Here is a 17,314-nt window from a genome sequence, read left to right on the forward strand (position 1 = left end):
TCCCCCAATCACAGCGGAGCATCCACGGCCAGGCCCTGCAGACGCCGGTATTGGCGCAGGACGCTGGGCACATAGCGCTGGGTTTCGGCGAATGGCGGAATCACTCCGCCACGGCTGATCACCGCCTGTGGCCCGGCGTTGTAGGCCGCCACGGCGAGGGCGATGTCGTTGTCAAACAGGGTCATCAGGCGCTTGAGGTATTTGGCCCCGCCCTGAATGTTCGCCTTGGGGTCGTAGACATCCTTGACCCCCAGCTCCCGGGCGGTGTCGGGCATCAACTGCATCAACCCCCCCGCGCCTTTGGGTGAGGTGGCGCCGGAGTTGTAGCTGGACTCGGCCTGGATCACCGCATGCAACAGCGCCGCCGGTAACTGGTTGGCCGTGGCCGCTGCCGACACCAACTCGGCGTAGGGCCGCGCGGCAATCATCTGCGGCTGCTGGTCAAGGCTGACCTGCGCCACCTCAGCCTCACGAATCACCCGTTCATAGTGGCGGCCGGGACGGTGGACATTGGACAGGACGTAGCTGCCCTTGGCGTCGACGGAAATGAACACATCGGCGTGCGCAAACCCGGCCAGCAACAGCCCGCCCAGCAGTCCCGCAGTGAATGACTTGATCATTGGTACCTCCCCTGACCTGCCCCGAAAAATGGGGGTAATGCCCCAATGACAAGTCGTGAACCAGCCGTACGCAAGCACCGTGCCGTAACTGCAAAGCCCCGTAATGCGGGGGTTGCAGGGCAATGACCGAGCGTGTGCATGGCAATTGCATAAGGCTTTCGCGCGACCCTTCCGTCTATGTGTGAGGTCATCATGAATCAGCGTCAGTGCTGTATTGCGCGTAGCTATACCCCGCGAGCTCAGCGCGGGTTCACCCTGCTCGAATTGCTGGTGGTGCTGGTGGTGCTAGGCCTGTTGGCCGGCATCGTCGCGCCGAAGTACTTTGCCCAGCTCGGCCGCTCGGAAGTGAAAGTGGCCAAGGCGCAGATCGAAGGCCTGGGCAAGGCGCTGGACTTGTACCGCCTGGAAGTCGGGCATTACCCCTCGACCGAACAAGGCTTGCAGGCGCTGGTCACCGCGCCCAGCGATGAAACCCGCTGGACCGGCCCCTACCTGCAGAAAAAACTGCCCCAGGATCCGTGGGGACGTAATTACAACTACCGCTACCCCGGGGAAAACGGCGAGTACGACCTGCTGTCCATGGGAAAGGACGGCCAACCCGGCGGCGAAGGCGAAAACGCCGAAGTCACCAGTTGGCAATGACGGGAGTGGCGACCATGCGGTTTCATCTCAAGGCAGTGGGCAAGGCCGGCGTCGTGTCAGTGACCGTCGAGGCCCAGGGCGACAGCGAGGCGCGGCGCATGGTCGAGGACCAGGGCTTGCGCGTCGTCAGCCTGCAGGCCGACCGGCGCTGGCAAGCGCTGCGCCTGCACAAACGCGAAACCTTCAACCTGGTGTTGTTCAGCCAGGAACTGACCACGCTGCTCAATGCCGGCCTGCCGCTGATCGATGCACTGGAGAGCCTGGCGGAAAAAGAAAACGCGCCCCAGGCCCGCAAAACCTTGAGCGAGCTGGTGCGCTTGCTGTACGAGGGCAAATCCTTCTCCCAGGCATTGGGCCAGTTGTCAGGGGTTTTCCCGCCTCTCTACGTCGCCTTGGTACAGTCCAGCGAGAAGACCGGCGCAGTGGGTGATGCGCTGGGTCGGTATGTCAGCTATCGCCAGCGCATGGACGAAGTTCGCCAGAAGATCGTCAGCGCTTCGATCTACCCGATGCTGTTGCTGGTGGTAGGAGGTGGCGTGGTGTTGTTCCTGATGGGCTACGTGGTACCGCGTTTCAGCCTGGTGTTCGAGGGGCTGGGGTCGAACCTGCCGTGGTTGTCCCAGGTGCTGATGAGTTGCGGGATGTTCCTGCATGCGCATCAGGGTGAATTTTTCGGCGCCCTGGTGGCCATCGTCGTCGCCCTCGCCTTTCTCCAGCGCCAGCCGGCCTTTCGTCGTGGCGTTGATCGGGTGATCGAACGGCTGCCGGCGGTGCATCAACGGATTTTCATGTACGAGCTGGCGCGCTTCTACCGCTCCCTGGGCATTCTGCTGCAGGGCGGTATCCCGCTGGTCACCGCCATGGGCATGGTCCGCGGCCTGCTCACCGTGCCCTCCCGCGTGCGCCTGGACCAGGCCTGCGAACGGGTTCGCGAAGGTCAATCACTGTCCGCTGCACTGGAACTCAATCACCTGGTGACACCCGTGTCCCTGCGCTTGCTGCGTGCAGGCGAACAGTCCGGCAACCTCGGACAGATGATGGAACGCAGCGCCGACTTTTATGACGAAGAGATCAGCCGCTGGATCGAATGGTTTGTACGGCTGTTCGAACCGCTGCTCATGACGTTCATTGGCCTGTTGATCGGGGTGATCGTGATCCTGATGTACATCCCCATCTTCGAACTGGCCTCGAGTATTCACTGATACATCCACAACAAGACGGAGATCGATATGCACATGAAGAAGCTTTTGCTCGCAGTGGCTATTGGCGCAGTTCTGTCGGCATCTACTGTACTGGTTCCCGATGGATTGTCCGGGATGTCCAGCGCTCAGGCTAAGGATGGTGGTGGTGGCGGAGGAAGTGGTGGCGGCGGGGGCAGCGGTGGCGGCGGTGGCGGTGGCGGTGGCGGTGGCGGTAATGGTGGTGGCGGCGGCAGTGGCGGTGGTAATGGTGGTGGTCACGGCGGCGGCAGCAGTGGCGGCAATGGCGGCGGCAACGGCGGCAGTCATGGCGGCAGCGGCAGCGGCAGCGGCGGAAACAGTGGCAGCGGCCACAGCGGCAGCGACCATGGTTCGGGCCATTCCGGCAATTCCGCGTCATCCTCGTCCGGACGCAGTGGCACCCATGACGAGCCAGGTGACGACCACGGCGTACACCGCGCCGGCGAAGTAGGCGACGACCATGGCGTGCACCGCGCCGGCGAAGTCGGTGACGACCATGGCGTGCACGTCGGCGGCGAGCCAGGCGACGACAAACGATCCTGACACCCACCCTCCCCCTGTGGGAGCGAGCCTGCTCGCGATGGTCGTCAACGATGACGCGGGAAACCTGAATGACCGCGTCCTCCCGAAACGATCCCGCAATCCGTTGATCTTGTTTGCCCTACAGGAAAATAAGATCAACGCACCCCTCTAGACAACCTCCTCGGCGCTATCCAATCGCTCGCGCAAAAACTCGATCAACGCCTGCACCGGCCTCGACCCCTGGCGATGCTGCGGATACACCGCCGACAACGTCAAAGGCTCGGGACGGAATTCATCCAGCACCGGCACCAGCCTGCCCTCCCGCAACGCAGCACCGACGATAAACGTCGGCAGATAGGTGATCCCCATCCCGGCAATCGCCGCATCCCTGAGCAACTCCCCGTTATTGACCCGCATGCGCCCGGTGACATTCACCGACAACGGCTTGCCCGGCCCCTCGAAGCGCCATTGCACCTGGCGACCGTGGCCGTAAGGCAGGCAATCATGGGCGTGCAACTCCTCCGGCCTGAGCGGCGTGCCGCGCTCCTCAAGGTACGCCGGGCTGGCGCAATATACGCGCCGGATCGAGGCGATACGCCGGGCAATCAGCGTCGAGTCTTCCAGTGTCCCGATGCGCAGCGCCAGGTCGTAGCCCTCACCAAGCAGGTCCACGGGCCGGTCACTCAGGTCCACCTCGACCGTGACCTCGCGGTAGCGCTGCAGGAACAGTGGCAGCAAACACCCCAGGTGCGCCAGTGCAAAAGACAAGGGCGCACTCACGCGGATAGTGCCCCGTGGCTCCGTGGTCTGGCCGGCAATGCCCTGCTCCACCTGCTCGACCTCACCCAACAGGCGCAGGGCCGACTCGTAGTAACTCTGCCCCAGGGGCGTGACATCCAGGCGCCGGGTGGAACGGTTGAGCAACCGTACGCCCAGGCGCTCTTCCAGCTGCATCAACCGGCGGCTGACGAACTGCTTGGACAAGCCCAATTGATCGGCTGCAGCCGTGAAGCTGCCGGAGTCCATGACCTGGCAGAAAATGCGCATATCTTCGAAAGGGTTCATTGTCACTTCCTGGTTGACAGTCAAACACTTTATAGCCGCTTTTTCCCTTTTTGACATCCTATTAATCTGTGCTCACCCCGGACATGCAGGCGCTGCCGGAGGCTGCGATCTTTTGATTCTGGGTCGTGAAAACCAGGATCAAAAGATCGCAGCCTTCGGCAGCTCCTACGGACCGTACCTCCCAACGAAAAGGAATTACTTCATGAACATCGTCACCCAATCCCTGACCGCTTCCCTCCTCGCCCTCGCCGTCGGTAATGCCTTCGCCGCGGGCAGCCCGGGCGTTGAACACAACACCCAGGCCTTTCTCGAAGCCCTCGCGGCAGGTGGCGGCAAGCCGCTCGAACAGTTGAGCCCCAAGGATGCCCGGGCAGTTCTGAGCGGCGCACAGAATTCGGTGAAGGTCGATGTATCGGGTATCGCCGTCAGCGACCGGGCGATCAAGGTGGACGGGCAGACCATCAACCTGAAAATCGTCCGTCCGGAAAAGCTTAAAGGTGAGTTGCCGGTGTTCATGTTCTTCCACGGTGGCGGTTGGGTTTTGGGGGATTATCCAACTCACCAGCGACTGATCCGCGATCTCGTGGTGGGCTCCGGTGCCGTTGCGGTCTATGTCGACTACACGCCGTCCCCGGAAGCGCACTACCCGACCGCGATCAACCAGGCCTACGCTGCCACCCGCTGGGTCGCCGAGCACGGCAAGGACATCGGCGTCGACGGCAAACGCCTCGCCGTGGCTGGCAACAGCGTCGGCGGCAACATGGCGGCGGTCGTGGCCTTGATGGCAAAAGAACAGAAAGCACCGGCCCTGCGCTTCCAGTTGCTGATGTGGCCAGTGACCAACGCCGCTTTCGACAGCGGCTCGTACCAGCAATTTGCCGAGGGCCACTTCCTGACCAAGGGCATGATGAACTGGTTCTGGGACAGCTACACCACCAACCCCGCTGAGCGCGCGCAGATCCACGCCTCGCCATTGCAGGCCAGCGCCGAACAGCTCAAGGGTTTGCCGGCCGCGCTGGTACAGACCGCCGAGTTCGACGTGCTGCGCGATGAAGGTGAAGCCTACGCCCGTCACCTGGACGCGGCCGGGGTGCCGGTCACGGCGGTGCGGTACAACGGGATGATTCATGACTTCGGGCTGTTGAACCCGCTGAGCCAGATCCCGGAGGTGCAAGCGGCGGTGCGGCAGGCGGCGCTGGAATTGAAGACTCATCTGAATTGAGGATGTACCTTCTGCGTTTTTCTTAGGCGCCCGGCTTGCCGGCGCCTACGAAGAGCAATTTTGCATTATCACTCCAGCCTTCCGGGGTTCTCCATGTCCTTTGTCCTCGCCCACCTGTTGTCCTTGAGTGCCTTGCTGCTGGTCATCGACACCCTGCTCTGGCACATCGCGCCATTCAAGCATCGCGTGGTGCGTGTCGGGGTGCGCCTGGGGCTGTTCATGGGGTTCAGCGCGCTGATCATCAATGCCGGTGTCAGCCCGTTGCAGGCCCCGTTGTTTGCCGACGATAGCGTGCTGCAGTTGGGCGCAACGGCCCTGGGTATTCTCTGGTGGCTGTATGCGGCGCGCGTGCTGACCGAGGTCATCGGCCTGGTGCTGGTGCGGCGCATCGGCCACAGCGGACGGTTGCTGCAGGACGTGATTGGCGCCCTGGTGTTCCTGATCGCCATCGTCGCAGCGGCGGGTTATGTGCTGGAGCTGCCGGTGAAAGGCTTGTTGGCGACTTCCGGGGTGGTGGCAATCGTAGTCGGCCTGGCATTGCAAAGCACCTTGAGCGATGTGTTCTCCGGGATCGTGCTCAACACCACCAAACCCTATCAGGTGGATGACTGGATCATGATCGACGGCGTGGAAGGCAAGGTGCTCGATATCGACTGGCGCGCCACCCACCTGTTGACCAGTGCTGGCAGCACGGCGGTAGTGCCTAACTCGGTGGCGGCGAAGGCGAAAATCGTCAACCTGAGCCGGCCGAGCAACATGCACGGGGTGTCGATCAGCCTCCAGGTGCCCAATCACATCCGTCCGCGCCGCGTGCTGGATGCCCTGGATCGCACCCTGCAAGGCAGCAGCAGCCTGCTGCTCAATCCGGCGCCGAAAGCCGTGCTCAAGGAAGCTGGCGAATCCATGTCGGAGTACGTCGCCAGCGGCTTCATTGCCGAGTTGGGCAAGAAGAGTGAGGTGCGCAACCAACTGTTCGACCTGGCTCATCGACACCTTGAGGCGGCGGGGATTTCCCGTCAGCTCGACGGCGTGATCGAACCCACTACCCGGGCCCGGGCGTTGCTGGATGAAGTCAAAGTCTTCCGGTCCCTGAGTGACGCGGAACGCGACGAAATGGCGCGCTCGATGGTTGCGCAGCAATACGCCGCAGGTCAGGTGGTACTGGAACTGGGCGATGTGCCGGACAGCCTGATGGTGATTGCCACCGGTGTCGTCAGTGCCAGCGTACCCGATGGCAGTGGACACACCGAAGCCGGGCGCATGGGCCCGAGCGAGGTGATGGGCGAGCAGAGCATCCTCACGGACTCACCGTCCCAGGCCACGTTCACCACATTGACCTCGTGCATCATTTACCGGATCGACAAATCCCTGGCCCGCCAATGCATGGAGGCGCGTGTGGAAGTGGGTCGGGCGTTGAACAAATTGCAAGCGGTGCGCCAGCAGAACAGCCGGTTGGCGCTGATGGCCAAGCCGGAGCCGATCCGTAAAGGCGGGTTCCTGGGGTGGTTGCAAAAACGTCAAGGCTGACGCAAGGCACAGTGGAAGCGGGGTTGCCCGCTCCCACAGGCTATCGGTGTTGGCCGAAAATGCTTACTTCGAGCTCAGCACCGAATAGCTGTTCATCAGGTTGCGGTAGTTGGGAATGCGCGGCGACAGCAGGTTGGCCAGGCCTTCCATGTCGTTGCGCCAGTCCCCCTGCAGCTCACAGGCCACCGAGAACCAGTTGACCAGTTGCGCGCCAGCGGCAGCCATGCGGGCCCAGGCGGCTTGCTGGACGGTTTCATTGAAAGTGCCGGAAGCGTCGGTCACCACAAACACTTCGAAACCTTCCGCCAGCGCCGAGAGCGTCGGGAAAGTCACGCAAACATCGGTCACGACGCCGGCAATGATCAGTTGCTTGCGCCCGGTGGCCTTGACCGCCTTGACGAAGTCTTCGTTATCCCACGCATTGATCTGGCCAGGACGAGGAATGTACGGCGCGTCCGGAAATTGCTCCTTGAGCTCTGGAACCATCGGACCGTTCGGGCCGTTTTCAAAACTGGTGGTGAGGATGGTCGGCAGCTTGAAGAACTTGGCCACGTCGCCCAGGGCCAGCACGTTGTTCTTGAACTCGTTCGGCGAGAAATCCTGGACCAGCGAGATCAGACCGGTCTGGTGGTCGACCAGCAGCACCACGGCGTCATCTTTGTTCAGGCGCTTGTAGGGAACATTGCTCATGTGAAACTCCTCGTTGGATGGGCATTACGTGCCGCGCCGAAGGGGAATTCGGCGCAGCGTGGACAGTCGTCAGAACGCGAAACACGAGCAGCCGAAGGCGCCCCAGAAGCCGGCAAAATCACTCACCGGAGCGTTCGACAAACGCGCCCGGTCGTGGCTATGGGCATGCACGCCACAGGGTCCGCTGCAGTGATGCACCTGGGCCTGGATCGGCGAGGTCGGGCGCCAGTGGCCGGGGACCTTCACCACCGGAGACCAGTCGGGCAGCACCGGCACTTTCGCCGGGCCAAGTTTTTCAAAGTCACCGGCGGCATACACCACCTTGCCGCCGACCACGGTCAACACCGACTCGATCCACTTGATGGCTTCTTCATCAACGCTGAAAAAATCCGCACTCAGGGCGGCCAGGTCAGCCAGTTGGCCGACCTTGATCATGCCTTTCTTGCCCTGCTCGGAGGAGAACCAGGCGCTGCCATGGGTGAACAGTTCGAGCGCGGTCTGCCGGGAGAGGCCTTCGCTGTGCAACGCCAGACCACCGACGGTGCGACCGCTGACCATCCAGTACAACGAGGTCCAGGGGTTGTAGCTGGACACCCGCGTCGCGTCGGTGCCGGCGCCGACAGGTACGCCTTCAGCGAGCATGCGTTTGATCGGCGGCGTGGCTTCGGCGGCCTTGGCGCCGTAACGCTCGACGAAGTACTCGCCCTGAAAGGCCATGCGATCCTGAATCGCAATACCACCGCCCAGCGCCCTCACCCGCTCGATGTTGTGCGGGGTAATCGTTTCGGCGTGATCGAAGAACCATGGCAAGCCGTTGAATGGAATGTCGCGGTTGACCTTCTCGAACACGTCGAGCATGCGGCTGATGGATTCGTTGTAGGTGGCGTGCAGACGAAACGGCCAGCGTTGCTCGACCAGGTGGCGTACCACCGGCTCGAGTTCATCTTCCATGGTCTGCGGCAGGTCCGGGCGCGGCTCGAGAAAGTCCTCGAAGTCGGCTGCCGAGAACACCAGCATCTCGCCGGCGCCGTTGTGTCGCAGGAAGTCGTCGCCCTGGTGCAGGGTCACGCTGCTGGTCCAGTTCTTGAAGTCGGTGAGTTCTTCCTTGGGTTTCTGGGTGAACAGGTTGTAGGCGATGCGGATGGTCAGTTGCTGATCTTTCGCCAACTGCTCGATCACCTGATAGTCGTCCGGGTAGTTCTGGAAACCACCGCCGGCATCGATCGCGCTGGTCAGGCCAAGGCGGTTGAGTTCGCGCATGAACTGGCGAGTGGAGTTGACCTGATACTCCAGCGGCAGCTTCGGCCCCTTGGCCAGGGTCGAGTAGAGGATCATCGCATTGGGACGCGCCACCAGCATGCCGGTCGGCTCACCGTTGGCATCCCGGACAATCTCGCCACCTGGCGGATTCGGCGTGTTGCGGGTGTAGCCGGCCACTCGCAGGGCGGCACGGTTGAGCAAGGCGCGGTCGTACAGGTGCAGCACGAACACTGGCGTGTCCGGCGCCGCCTGGTTGAGTTCTTCCAGGGTCGGCATGCGCTTTTCGGCGAACTGGAATTCGTTCCAGCCGCCCACCACCCGGACCCACTGCGGGGTCGGCGTGCGGTCCGCCTGCTCCTTGAGCATGCGCAGGGCATCGGCCACCGAGGGCACGCCTTCCCAGCGCAACTCGAGGTTGTAGTTCAGGCCACCACGAATCAGGTGCAGGTGCGAGTCGTTGAGCCCCGGTATGACGCAGCGGCCCTTGAGGTCGATGACCTGGGTGTGTGCACCGCGCAGGGCCATGGCCTGGGCATCGGTGCCAACGGCGATGAAACGGCCTTCGCCGATGGCCACGGCACTGGCGCCCGGGTTCTCCCGGTCGACGGTATGAAATTGGCCGTTGAACAGAATCAGATCGGCGTTCATGGGTTTTCCTTGGGCTCGGAGGTGGGAGACAGCCAGGGCGCGAACAGCCGCGTCGCCATCGGCATGAACAGGTACACCACCGAGACGACGATGGTGAGGGTGATCAGGAACGTGGCCACCACGTAGTTGGAGAGCAAGGGGTGGAGTTGCAGCAGTGGCCCCCAGATCAATGGCACCAGCAGGGTGTGCGGCAGAATGACCAGCAACGTCACCACGGCCTGCTTCCAGCGTGGCGGTGGTGGTGAGGCGGCGTCGGCCTGGGTGAACCAGAATTCGTTGACCGGGTTGACCTCGGTCTGGTCACCGTCTGCCAGCATGGGCGTGGCTTCGTTGACCAGCGCCAGCCGTTGCGGCGAATCGAGCCAGCGCTGCATGGCTTCGGTGGAGCAGAAGCGCAGCACGCAGGTGTACAGGTCAAGACCGGCGTTCTTGCCGCGCATCACGTCCACGCCCAGATGCCCATCCTGCTGTCCGGCGATGGTGACGATGTTGCGCAACCAGGTTTCGTAGGGCACTTCAAAACCGGCCTTCACCCGGTGTTTGATCACCAGGGTCACGACTTCTTCAAAGCCGCGCACGGGGGTGTGACGTGTGGTGGGTTCAGACATGGCGTAACGCTCCGCACAATCGATCATTGAGCGCCAGACGTTCTGGCCGGCAATAAGAGAATAGTGCCGGGAGATTTGTGCAGGGAATTGGATGTATGTGCTGTTCTGGCTTCCTGATCTCGCCACGCGAAGATTTCAGGGGTAGTTATGCCTCTATTGGAAGCGGCCGTGACATGAAGTCGCTGATCCGCGAGCGCAGCCAGCGTTCTGCCGGATCGTTGTCGTGCACCCCGCTCCAGGCCATGGAGAGCTGCGCCGCCTCGATCGGGAATGGCGGGTCCTCGGCGCGCAGGGCGCAGCCTTCGACCAGTGCGCAGGCCGCGTAATCCGGAACGGTTGCAATCATCTCGGTACCGGCCAGCAAGGCGCGCAAGCCGCTGAATTGCGGCACGCCAAGGACCACCCGACGATTGCGGCCAATCTTGGCCAGGTCCAGGTCAATGTTGCCGCTCAGGTCCCCGGAAAACGAGACCATGGCATGCGGCCGCTCGCAGTACTCATCCAGGGTCAGCGCGCCTGGTCGCTTGTCTGCACGCAGCACTTTGCAGGGAATATCGCGCAGGGTCTTGCGCTTGGCGTTGGCCGGCAGATCCGTGGTGTAGCTGACCCCGACGGAGATTTCACCTGAGGCCAGGAGCGCCGGCATCAACAGGTAATTCGCCCGACGTACCACCACGATGATGCCTGGCGCCTCCTCGCGAAGGCGCGTCAGCAGTGATGGAAACAGGCCAAACTCGGCATCGTCCGACAGGCCGATGCGAAACACATCGCAGCTGCTCGCCGGATCGAACTCCTTGGCCCGGCTGACCGCGCCAGAGATGGTGTCCATCGCCGGTTGCAACTCCTTGAGAATCGCCAGTGCGCGGGCAGTGGGTTCCATGCTCCGGCCGTTGCGCAGCAACAACGGATCGTCAAACAGGTCACGCAACCGTCCCAGTGCGGCACTCACTGCCGGCTGTCCCATGAACAGTTTTTCAGCGACGCGAGTGAGGTTCTTTTCGAACATCAAGGCCTCGAAAATCACCAGCAGGTTCATATCGACTCGGCGCAGATCGTTTCGGTTCATGGGTCGCGATTCCCTCAAGGGTGAACACCCGATTGTGGCTGATTTTATTCCAGGCTGCCTGGTGTTAACACGCAATTAACAACGATTAACTCGCCACGCAGAGCCTCCCGTCCAAGAATGCGGTGTACCAACCCGGATATTGCTTATGGCTCAATCTCAGCAAACTATCGCCTGCGCGCCCGTCGTCGAACCGCGCAAGAAGAAGACTGGTGGCCTGATCCCGTGGCGTGAAAGCCTGGCCAAGCAGTTGATCCTGGACCGTTTGAGCGAGACCGTCGAAGTCGCCGACCTGGCGCGTGCATGCGCCCTGTCGCGCAGCCATTTCTCCCGGGCGTTCAAGTGCAGCACCGGTCTATCACCCCAGGACTGGATTCGCCAGCAACGCCTCGCCCGCGCCAAGCAACTGATCCAGAGCACCGACATGACACTGACGCAAATCAGCCTGGAATGCGGCTTCTGCGACCAGGCGCATTTTTGCCATATCTTCACCCGCAGCGAAGGCATCAATCCGTTCGCGTGGCGATGCCGGATGGTGCGTTCCCCGACCAGCCTCAAGCCTGGAGCAATGCCGGTCTGTCAGCGTTGAGCCGCTCGTTGCGAGTCTCGGCCACGCCATAGAGTGTCCGAATCGAATCGCGATGGCGTCGAGTTAAACGCCGTTAATTCTGCACCGCAAAGCGGGCTCGCCCGGCGTACCGTTGCGTTGACGCGCAAACCTCTGGAATATGCTCGCAAACTGCGTACCAGACGCACGCAAGCAGGAGTGAGCGCGTGACCCTTTCCCCCGAACTGGCCATCCATTTCGGCCCCTACCGGATCTACCCCGGCCAGCGCCTGGTGCTGGAGGGCGACCAGCCGTTGCGGCTGGGCCGGCGCGCCCTGGATATCCTGTTGATCCTGCTGCAACACGCCGGCAATGTGGTCAGCAAGCAGGTGTTGATCGCCGGAGTGTGGCCCGACAGCGTGGTGGAAGACATCAACCTGCGGGTCCATATGGCTGCGTTGCGCAAAGCCCTGGGCGACGGCCAGACCGGGCAGCGCTACATCATCACGGTTGCGCAGCGCGGCTATAGCTTTGTCGCGCCCTATTCGATGCAGGCCTTCGAGCCACATCCGGCGCCTGCCGCAGTCGAACGCAGCCGCCACAACCTGCCCGTGCGGCGCACCCGCCTGATCGGTCGCCAAGCCCTGGTCGAGCGCCTGGTGACACACCTGTCGCGCCAGCGTTTTATCACCCTCGTCGGCCCCGGCGGCATCGGCAAGACCACCGTCGCCCTGCGCGTCGCCGAGCAATTGATCGGGCAATACCGCGATGGTATTCGCCTGCTGGACCTGGCGCCGATAAACGACCCTTCGATGATCACCACGCACCTGGCCACCCTGCTCGACCTGTCAGTGCACGACACCGAGCCAATGGGCAGCCTGGTGAACTTCCTGAGGGAGCGGCAGATGCTGTTGGTGATCGACAACTGCGAACACCTGGTCGACGCCGTTGCCCTGCTCTGCGAAAACATTCTGCGTGGTGCGCCCAACGTGCACATCCTGGCCACCAGCCGCGAGGGCCTGCGGGCCGAGGGCGAGTTCGTGCAGCGCCTGGAGTCGCTGGACTGCCCGCCGCCCTCCACGGTGCTGGACCGCGCCCAGGCGCTGAGCTTTTCCGCGCTGCAACTGTTCGTCGAACGGGCCATGGCCAGCCACGACAGTTTCGAGCTGCACGATGCGCAATTGCCGGTGCTGGTCGATATCTGCCACCGACTCGACGGCATCCCGCTGGCCATTGAACTGGCAGCGGCGCAGGTTGGCCGCTTTGGCTTGAGCGGCCTGCTGACCCAGCTGCAGGGCAGTTTTCGCCTGCTGGCCCACGGCAGTGACCTGAGCCTGGCCCGCCATCAGACCTTGCGCGCCACCCTGGACTGGAGCTTTGAACTGTTAAGCCCCTGCGAGCAGGTGTGCCTGCGGCGACTCGGCGTATTTCGCGGCGGCTTCACCCTGGCCTCAGCCGCAGCGGTGATCGTGGGCGAACACATCGAGCCCGATGAAGTGTTTGCTTCGATCACTCAACTGGTGGCCAAGTCATTGCTCAACGTGGAAGTCGGCGACGAAGAGGTGTTCTACCGCCTGCTCGATCTCACCCGCGGCTATGCCCTGGAAAAACTCGAACAGGCCGGTGATCTGCTGGACACCCGCGCCCGGCACGGCGCACGGTGCCTGGCCCTGATGCAACAGGCCAGGACCGACTGGGAGTTGGTTCCGACCAGCCGGTGGATCGAGCGCTATGCCCGCAGCCTGGCGGACATCCGCTGCGCCCTCGATTGGGGGTTGCATGCCGCCGGCCCGCAGACGCTGGCGATCACCCTGGCGGCGGCTTCCACGCCGCTGTGGCAGGAGCTGTCACTGCTCAAGGAACACGGCGCCTACGTGCGCAAGGCGCTGGCATTGCTCGACGTAGAACCGCAGCCCTGCCCGCAACTGAAGATGAGCCTCAACCTGGCACTCGGCAGTTCCTGCTATCACACCCAGGGCGGCACTGCCGAGACCATCGAAGCGTTCGTCAGCGCCAGGAACCTGGCCAGGGCGAGCAATGACGTGGCCGGGGAATTGCGCGCGGTGTCGGGGTACATGGCGGTCAACCTCAGTTGCGGCAATTATCAGATGGCCCTGGAGCAAAGCCAGCAATTCGACCGCCTCGGCCGCCACGGTGACCCGCTGCTGGACTTGAGCGCGCACCGCCTGCGGGTGCTCGCCCTGCACTTCGTGGGCAATCAGCGCATGGCCCGGGTGAACGCCGAAGAGGTGATCCAGCGCATGGCACAGAGCGGGCACCTCAACCGTTTCACTCATGGTTTTGGCGTGCAATACGATCAGAGCGTGGCGGCGCTGACGATTCTGGCACGCATCCTCTGGGTCCAGGGTCAGCCCGAACAAGCCTGGCGTACGGCCCGGCAGGCGCTGGACGTAGCGCTGCAGATCAACCACGGCACGTCGATCTGCTACACCCTGGCACTAGCAGGCTGCCTGATCGCGCACTACAACGGCGATACCTGCAGCGCCCGTGAACTGTTGCAACTGCTGCTGCAGCAAGCGCAGAAACACTCGGTGCTGCTGTTCTACAACTGGGCGCGCGAGTATGCGCAGGTGATCGCCCCCGACACAGCACCGACCGGCGCGCCGGCAGGTTCCGGGTTGATCCGGGAGATCATGCTCACGCTGGATGCCGGGCTGATCGATGAAGCATTGGTGCTGCGGGCGGAGACAGGGATGGCCGGTTGGTGTACGGCGGAAATCATGCGCGCCAGGGCCGGTACCTTGCTGGCGGTCAATGATTCAGACGAAGCGGCGCGCGAGGTCGAGGCGCTACTGATCAGGGCGCTGAATGTGGCGAGCAACCAGGGCGCCCTGGCCTGGGAACTGCGCAGCGCCACCGCCCTGGCGCAACTCTGGCTGCGTCTGGGACGACCGCTGCAGGCGCAGGAACTGCTCGCGCCCGTTTACGCGCGTTTCACCGAGGGCTTCGCCACACCGGACCTGCAAAAAGCGCGACGTCTACTCGACAACCTCCAGCACGCCTGACTCACGCCGGGCGCGGCGGATGTGATGGCCGTAGCGCACCTCGAACAGGTGCAGGCAACCGCTGTGCGAAAGCTTATCCAGCGCATAGCGGCGAGTAGTGTGCAGCAAGCGATACCGCGCGCTGCCGTTGACCTGTTCCAGCGACAGCAGCGATTTGGCCACCAGCCCCTCCAGCAGCGTCAGCAATTGCGCGGGACGCAGCACCGCGCAGCTGATCACGCCGATGGCCGCCTCCAGGGTGAACGACATCTTGAACACGGCCAGGCGCTGCAGCACCGTCTGCTCGCGGTTGCTGAGCTTGTCGTAACTCCAGTCCAGAGCCGCCTTGAGGGTCTGGTGGCGCGGCACCGCAGTACGCCGGCCCTGGGTCAACAGCTGGAAGCAATTGTCGAGCTGGGCCTGCAATCCCACCAACGCCAAGGCATCGATTTGCGCCGCAGCGAGTTCAATGGCCAGGGGCAAACCATCCAGGCGGCGACAGATTTCACGCAAGGCCTTGAGGTCTTGTTCGCGCAGGGCAAAACCTTGCTGACGCGCCCGCGCCCGGCTGACAAACAACTGCACCGCCGAATAGCCCATCACCTGCTCGACGCTGTGCAACGCGGACACCGGTGGAACGACCAGTGGTGCCACGCGCTGGACGGTTTCACCGGCGGCCTGCAGGGGTTCGCGACTGGTGACCAGGATCGATAACCGTGGTGCGCCCCGTAGCAGCGCCTCGACCAGGTGACGACAGCGTTCGAGCACGTGCTCGCAGTTATCCAGCACCAGCAGGGCATGCCGCGCCTTTAGCGCCTCGAGGGTCGAGTCAACTTCCAGACCAAGGCTTCGCAGCACATGATCGACCACTCGCGTCGGATCATCGAGGGTGGAAAAATCCACCCGCCACACGCCGTCCCGATAGTGCTGCAACAACAGTTCGGCGACCCGCAGCGCGACCGTGGTCTTGCCAATGCCGCCGGGGCCGACCAGCGTCAGCTGACGCCGGACCGGCAACTGCCGCACCAGGCTGCCGACCACCGAGTCCCGGCCGGTTACCGGGGTCAGCCGGGCGGGCAAGTTGTGCTGGGGTGGCAGGCAAGTTTCAAGGGCAACTAGCGTGCTCGCCGGCCCCTGCACCACTGGCGCGACAAAACAGTAGCCCTTCTGGGGAACATTGATGATGTAGCGCAGGCCGTTCTGCCCATCGCCCAGGGCCCGGCGCAAGGCGGCAATGTGCACCCGCAGGTTGATTTCCTCGACCACCGAAGTGGGCCACACCCGGGCGATCAACTGCTCTTTGCTCACCACTGTGCCCGCTTGCTCGACCAGTAGCTGCAGGAGGTCCAGGGCGCGACCGCCCATGCGCAGCGCCACCTCGCCGTCCAGGATCAGGCGTTGTTGCAGGTAGAAGGCATAGGGCCCGAAGTGCAGCACCGTATCGCTGTGCAAATCTCTGAGACTGTTCATGCCGTTTACATGCGGAAACCCGACCCTGCGGATTCCCGCATCTCCAGTGCAATGAGTTCTCATCTATCTTGGCAGGCATTGGTGACAGCACAACTGCGGCGATGGGAGTGTCACGGCCATCCGGGTGCGCGGGACGGACAATCAGCCTCAGCTGAACTGCTCGCGGTACTGAGTGGGGGTCAGGCCGAGCTTTTCACTGAACAGAAACCGCATGTGCCGCACGCTGCCGAAACCACTTTTGAAGGCGATGGTCTTGAGTGGCAAGTCACTGGTTTCCAACAGGTTTCTCGCGTGATCGATGCGCGCACGCTGGAGGAACTCCATGGGCGTCATGCCCACTTCCCGGGCGAACACCCTGGCGAAATGCCGCGGGCTCATGGCCGCCAGGCTGGCCATGCCATCAATGCTGAAAGGCTGGTCGAGGTGTTCCAGCACATGGTTCTGCACCCGGGTGATGGCCGTTTCCTGCGGCGCCACGGCGGCCATCAAAGGACTGAATTGTGCCTGCCCACCCTGGCGCTTCATCACCACCAGCAACACCTTGGCCACGTCCTGGGCGACTTTCTTGCCGTGGTCGGCGGCAACCACCGAAAGCGCCAGGTCGATACCGGCCGTCACGCCACCGGAGGTGATGAGATTGCGGTCCAGCACGTAGATCCGATCGGTCTCGACCGTCGCCTTGGGGAAGCCCTTGATCAGCCGCTCGGTGTAGTGCCAGTGGGTGGTCACCCGATAGCCGTCGAGCAGGCCCGCATGGCCAAGCACGAAGGCACCTGTACAGATCGAGCCGTACTGGCCGGCCCGGGCTGTCGCGGCCGGCAGCCAGGCGAGTAACGAGGGGTGCCTTTCGTTGTAGGCGCCGGGGCCGCCGGGGACCAGCAGCAGGTCATAGCTGTCAGAGGCCTGGTCGATGTGCAGATCGGTGCTGAGGCTGACACCGTTGGACGCACGCAGCGGGCCGGTTTCGGTGCCGATGGTGGTGAGTACGTAGGCGTGCTCGGCTGCCAGATAACGATTGGCGATGGAAAACACCTCCATGGGGCCGGCCATGTCGAGCAGGAGGAAATCGGGGAACAGCACCATTGCCACGGTTTTCATGGGATCAATATCACTGGGGTCATGTAGAGACACACCTTCCCCTGCAGGAGCGAAGCTTGCTCCTACAGAGTTGGGTCTAAGGTGCTGGGCATTATGACCAGGTTCCG

Annotated in this window: 15 protein-coding genes; 7 read left to right on the forward strand and 8 right to left on the reverse strand. The window is 62.9% G+C overall.

From position 1 onward, the window contains the following. Nucleotides 1–8 precede the first annotated feature (8 nt). A complete protein-coding gene (locus HYI44_RS03060) occupies nt 9–620 on the reverse strand; it encodes a lytic transglycosylase domain-containing protein (protein ID WP_263868176.1) in 612 nt (203 codons plus the stop codon). A gap of 192 nt (nt 621–812) precedes the next feature. On the opposite strand from HYI44_RS03060, the gene gspG reads away from it, so the two are divergent. The 3 genes from gspG to HYI44_RS03075 are packed head-to-tail and all read left to right on the forward strand — an operon-like array spanning nt 813 to nt 3,025. Beyond that, nucleotides 813–1,262 (forward strand): type II secretion system major pseudopilin GspG, encoded by a 450-nt coding sequence (gspG, locus tag HYI44_RS03065; RefSeq protein ID WP_122838638.1) that lies wholly within the window; start codon nt 813–815, stop codon nt 1,260–1,262. 14 nt (nt 1,263–1,276) lie between these two features. Next, nucleotides 1,277–2,464, forward strand: a complete 1,188-nt coding sequence (locus tag HYI44_RS03070) for a type II secretion system F family protein (RefSeq protein ID WP_225568726.1) — start codon at nt 1,277–1,279, stop codon at nt 2,462–2,464. Nucleotides 2,465–2,491: 27 nt separating this feature from the next. Beyond that, a complete protein-coding gene (locus HYI44_RS03075; RefSeq protein WP_225568727.1) occupies nt 2,492–3,025 on the forward strand; it encodes a hypothetical protein in 534 nt (177 codons plus the stop codon). Nucleotides 3,026–3,172: 147 nt separating this feature from the next. On the opposite strand, the gene HYI44_RS03080 is transcribed toward HYI44_RS03075, so the two are convergent. Next, nucleotides 3,173–4,069, reverse strand: a complete 897-nt coding sequence (locus HYI44_RS03080; protein WP_122838443.1) for a LysR family transcriptional regulator — start codon at nt 4,067–4,069, stop codon at nt 3,173–3,175. Nucleotides 4,070–4,271: 202 nt separating this feature from the next. On the opposite strand from HYI44_RS03080, the gene HYI44_RS03085 reads away from it, so the two are divergent. Together HYI44_RS03085 and HYI44_RS03090 are read left to right on the forward strand one after the other, a co-directional pair. Continuing rightward, the gene (locus tag HYI44_RS03085) at nt 4,272–5,291 is read left to right on the forward strand and encodes an alpha/beta hydrolase (RefSeq protein WP_225568728.1); all 1,020 of its coding nucleotides are present in this window, start codon (nt 4,272–4,274) and stop codon (nt 5,289–5,291) included. Nucleotides 5,292–5,384: 93 nt separating this feature from the next. After that, the gene (locus tag HYI44_RS03090) at nt 5,385–6,818 is read left to right on the forward strand and encodes a mechanosensitive ion channel family protein (protein ID WP_225568729.1); all 1,434 of its coding nucleotides are present in this window, start codon (nt 5,385–5,387) and stop codon (nt 6,816–6,818) included. Between the two features lie 63 nt (nt 6,819–6,881). On the opposite strand, the gene ycaC is transcribed toward HYI44_RS03090, so the two are convergent. From ycaC to HYI44_RS03110, 4 genes are all read right to left on the reverse strand, one after another. Continuing rightward, nucleotides 6,882–7,508 carry an isochorismate family cysteine hydrolase YcaC gene (gene ycaC / locus HYI44_RS03095; protein WP_045061273.1) on the reverse strand — a complete coding sequence of 209 codons (627 nt, stop codon included), beginning with the start codon at nt 7,506–7,508 and terminating at the stop codon, nt 6,882–6,884. 69 nt (nt 7,509–7,577) lie between these two features. Then, nucleotides 7,578–9,416, reverse strand: coding sequence for an amidohydrolase (locus HYI44_RS03100; protein ID WP_225568730.1), 1,839 nt, complete (start codon nt 9,414–9,416; stop codon nt 7,578–7,580). Continuing rightward, nucleotides 9,413–10,024, reverse strand: coding sequence for an antibiotic biosynthesis monooxygenase (locus HYI44_RS03105; RefSeq protein WP_122838637.1), 612 nt, complete (start codon nt 10,022–10,024; stop codon nt 9,413–9,415). Before HYI44_RS03105 ends, HYI44_RS03100 begins: the two co-directional genes overlap by 4 nt. Before the next feature lie 145 nt (nt 10,025–10,169). Beyond that, nucleotides 10,170–11,090 carry a LysR substrate-binding domain-containing protein gene (locus HYI44_RS03110; protein ID WP_045061270.1) on the reverse strand — a complete coding sequence of 307 codons (921 nt, stop codon included), beginning with the start codon at nt 11,088–11,090 and terminating at the stop codon, nt 10,170–10,172. A gap of 145 nt (nt 11,091–11,235) precedes the next feature. Between HYI44_RS03110 and HYI44_RS03115 the strand changes: the two genes are divergently transcribed. Further along, the gene (locus HYI44_RS03115; protein ID WP_122838439.1) at nt 11,236–11,676 is read left to right on the forward strand and encodes a helix-turn-helix domain-containing protein; all 441 of its coding nucleotides are present in this window, start codon (nt 11,236–11,238) and stop codon (nt 11,674–11,676) included. Between the two features lie 185 nt (nt 11,677–11,861). Then, entirely contained in the window at nt 11,862–14,660 is a 2,799-nt protein-coding gene (locus tag HYI44_RS03120) for an ATP-binding protein (protein ID WP_225568731.1), read from the forward strand. On the opposite strand, the gene HYI44_RS03125 is transcribed toward HYI44_RS03120, so the two are convergent. After that, nucleotides 14,634–16,109, reverse strand: a complete 1,476-nt coding sequence (locus HYI44_RS03125) for an ATP-binding protein (protein WP_225568732.1) — start codon at nt 16,107–16,109, stop codon at nt 14,634–14,636. The genes HYI44_RS03120 and HYI44_RS03125 overlap by 27 nt on opposite strands. Nucleotides 16,110–16,256: 147 nt before the next feature. Next, nucleotides 16,257–17,207 carry a GlxA family transcriptional regulator gene (locus HYI44_RS03130; RefSeq protein WP_225568733.1) on the reverse strand — a complete coding sequence of 317 codons (951 nt, stop codon included), beginning with the start codon at nt 17,205–17,207 and terminating at the stop codon, nt 16,257–16,259. Between the last annotated feature and the right edge of the window lie 107 nt (nt 17,208–17,314).

It is taken from the genome of Pseudomonas sp. Y24-6, from assembly GCF_020295325.1.
Classification (GTDB): Bacteria; Pseudomonadota; Gammaproteobacteria; order Pseudomonadales; family Pseudomonadaceae; genus Aquipseudomonas; species Aquipseudomonas gregormendelii.

Excerpts from the sequence above, each read along its gene's own strand:
- HYI44_RS03060 (WP_263868176.1), bottom strand. The coding sequence starts at position 620 with ATGATCAAGTCATTCACTGCGGGACTGCTGGGCGGGCTGTTGCTGGCC.
- gspG (WP_122838638.1), top strand. The coding sequence starts at position 813 with ATGAATCAGCGTCAGTGCTGTATTGCGCGTAGCTATACCCCGCGAGCT.
- HYI44_RS03070 (WP_225568726.1), top strand. The coding sequence starts at position 1,277 with ATGCGGTTTCATCTCAAGGCAGTGGGCAAGGCCGGCGTCGTGTCAGTG.
- HYI44_RS03075 (WP_225568727.1), top strand. The coding sequence starts at position 2,492 with ATGCACATGAAGAAGCTTTTGCTCGCAGTGGCTATTGGCGCAGTTCTG.
- HYI44_RS03080 (WP_122838443.1), bottom strand. The coding sequence starts at position 4,069 with ATGAACCCTTTCGAAGATATGCGCATTTTCTGCCAGGTCATGGACTCC.
- HYI44_RS03085 (WP_225568728.1), top strand. The coding sequence starts at position 4,272 with ATGAACATCGTCACCCAATCCCTGACCGCTTCCCTCCTCGCCCTCGCC.
- HYI44_RS03090 (WP_225568729.1), top strand. The coding sequence starts at position 5,385 with ATGTCCTTTGTCCTCGCCCACCTGTTGTCCTTGAGTGCCTTGCTGCTG.
- ycaC (WP_045061273.1), bottom strand. The coding sequence starts at position 7,508 with ATGAGCAATGTTCCCTACAAGCGCCTGAACAAAGATGACGCCGTGGTG.
- HYI44_RS03100 (WP_225568730.1), bottom strand. The coding sequence starts at position 9,416 with ATGAACGCCGATCTGATTCTGTTCAACGGCCAATTTCATACCGTCGAC.
- HYI44_RS03105 (WP_122838637.1), bottom strand. The coding sequence starts at position 10,024 with ATGTCTGAACCCACCACACGTCACACCCCCGTGCGCGGCTTTGAAGAA.
- HYI44_RS03110 (WP_045061270.1), bottom strand. The coding sequence starts at position 11,090 with ATGAACCGAAACGATCTGCGCCGAGTCGATATGAACCTGCTGGTGATT.
- HYI44_RS03115 (WP_122838439.1), top strand. The coding sequence starts at position 11,236 with ATGGCTCAATCTCAGCAAACTATCGCCTGCGCGCCCGTCGTCGAACCG.
- HYI44_RS03125 (WP_225568732.1), bottom strand. The coding sequence starts at position 16,109 with ATGAACAGTCTCAGAGATTTGCACAGCGATACGGTGCTGCACTTCGGG.
- HYI44_RS03130 (WP_225568733.1), bottom strand. The coding sequence starts at position 17,207 with ATGAAAACCGTGGCAATGGTGCTGTTCCCCGATTTCCTCCTGCTCGAC.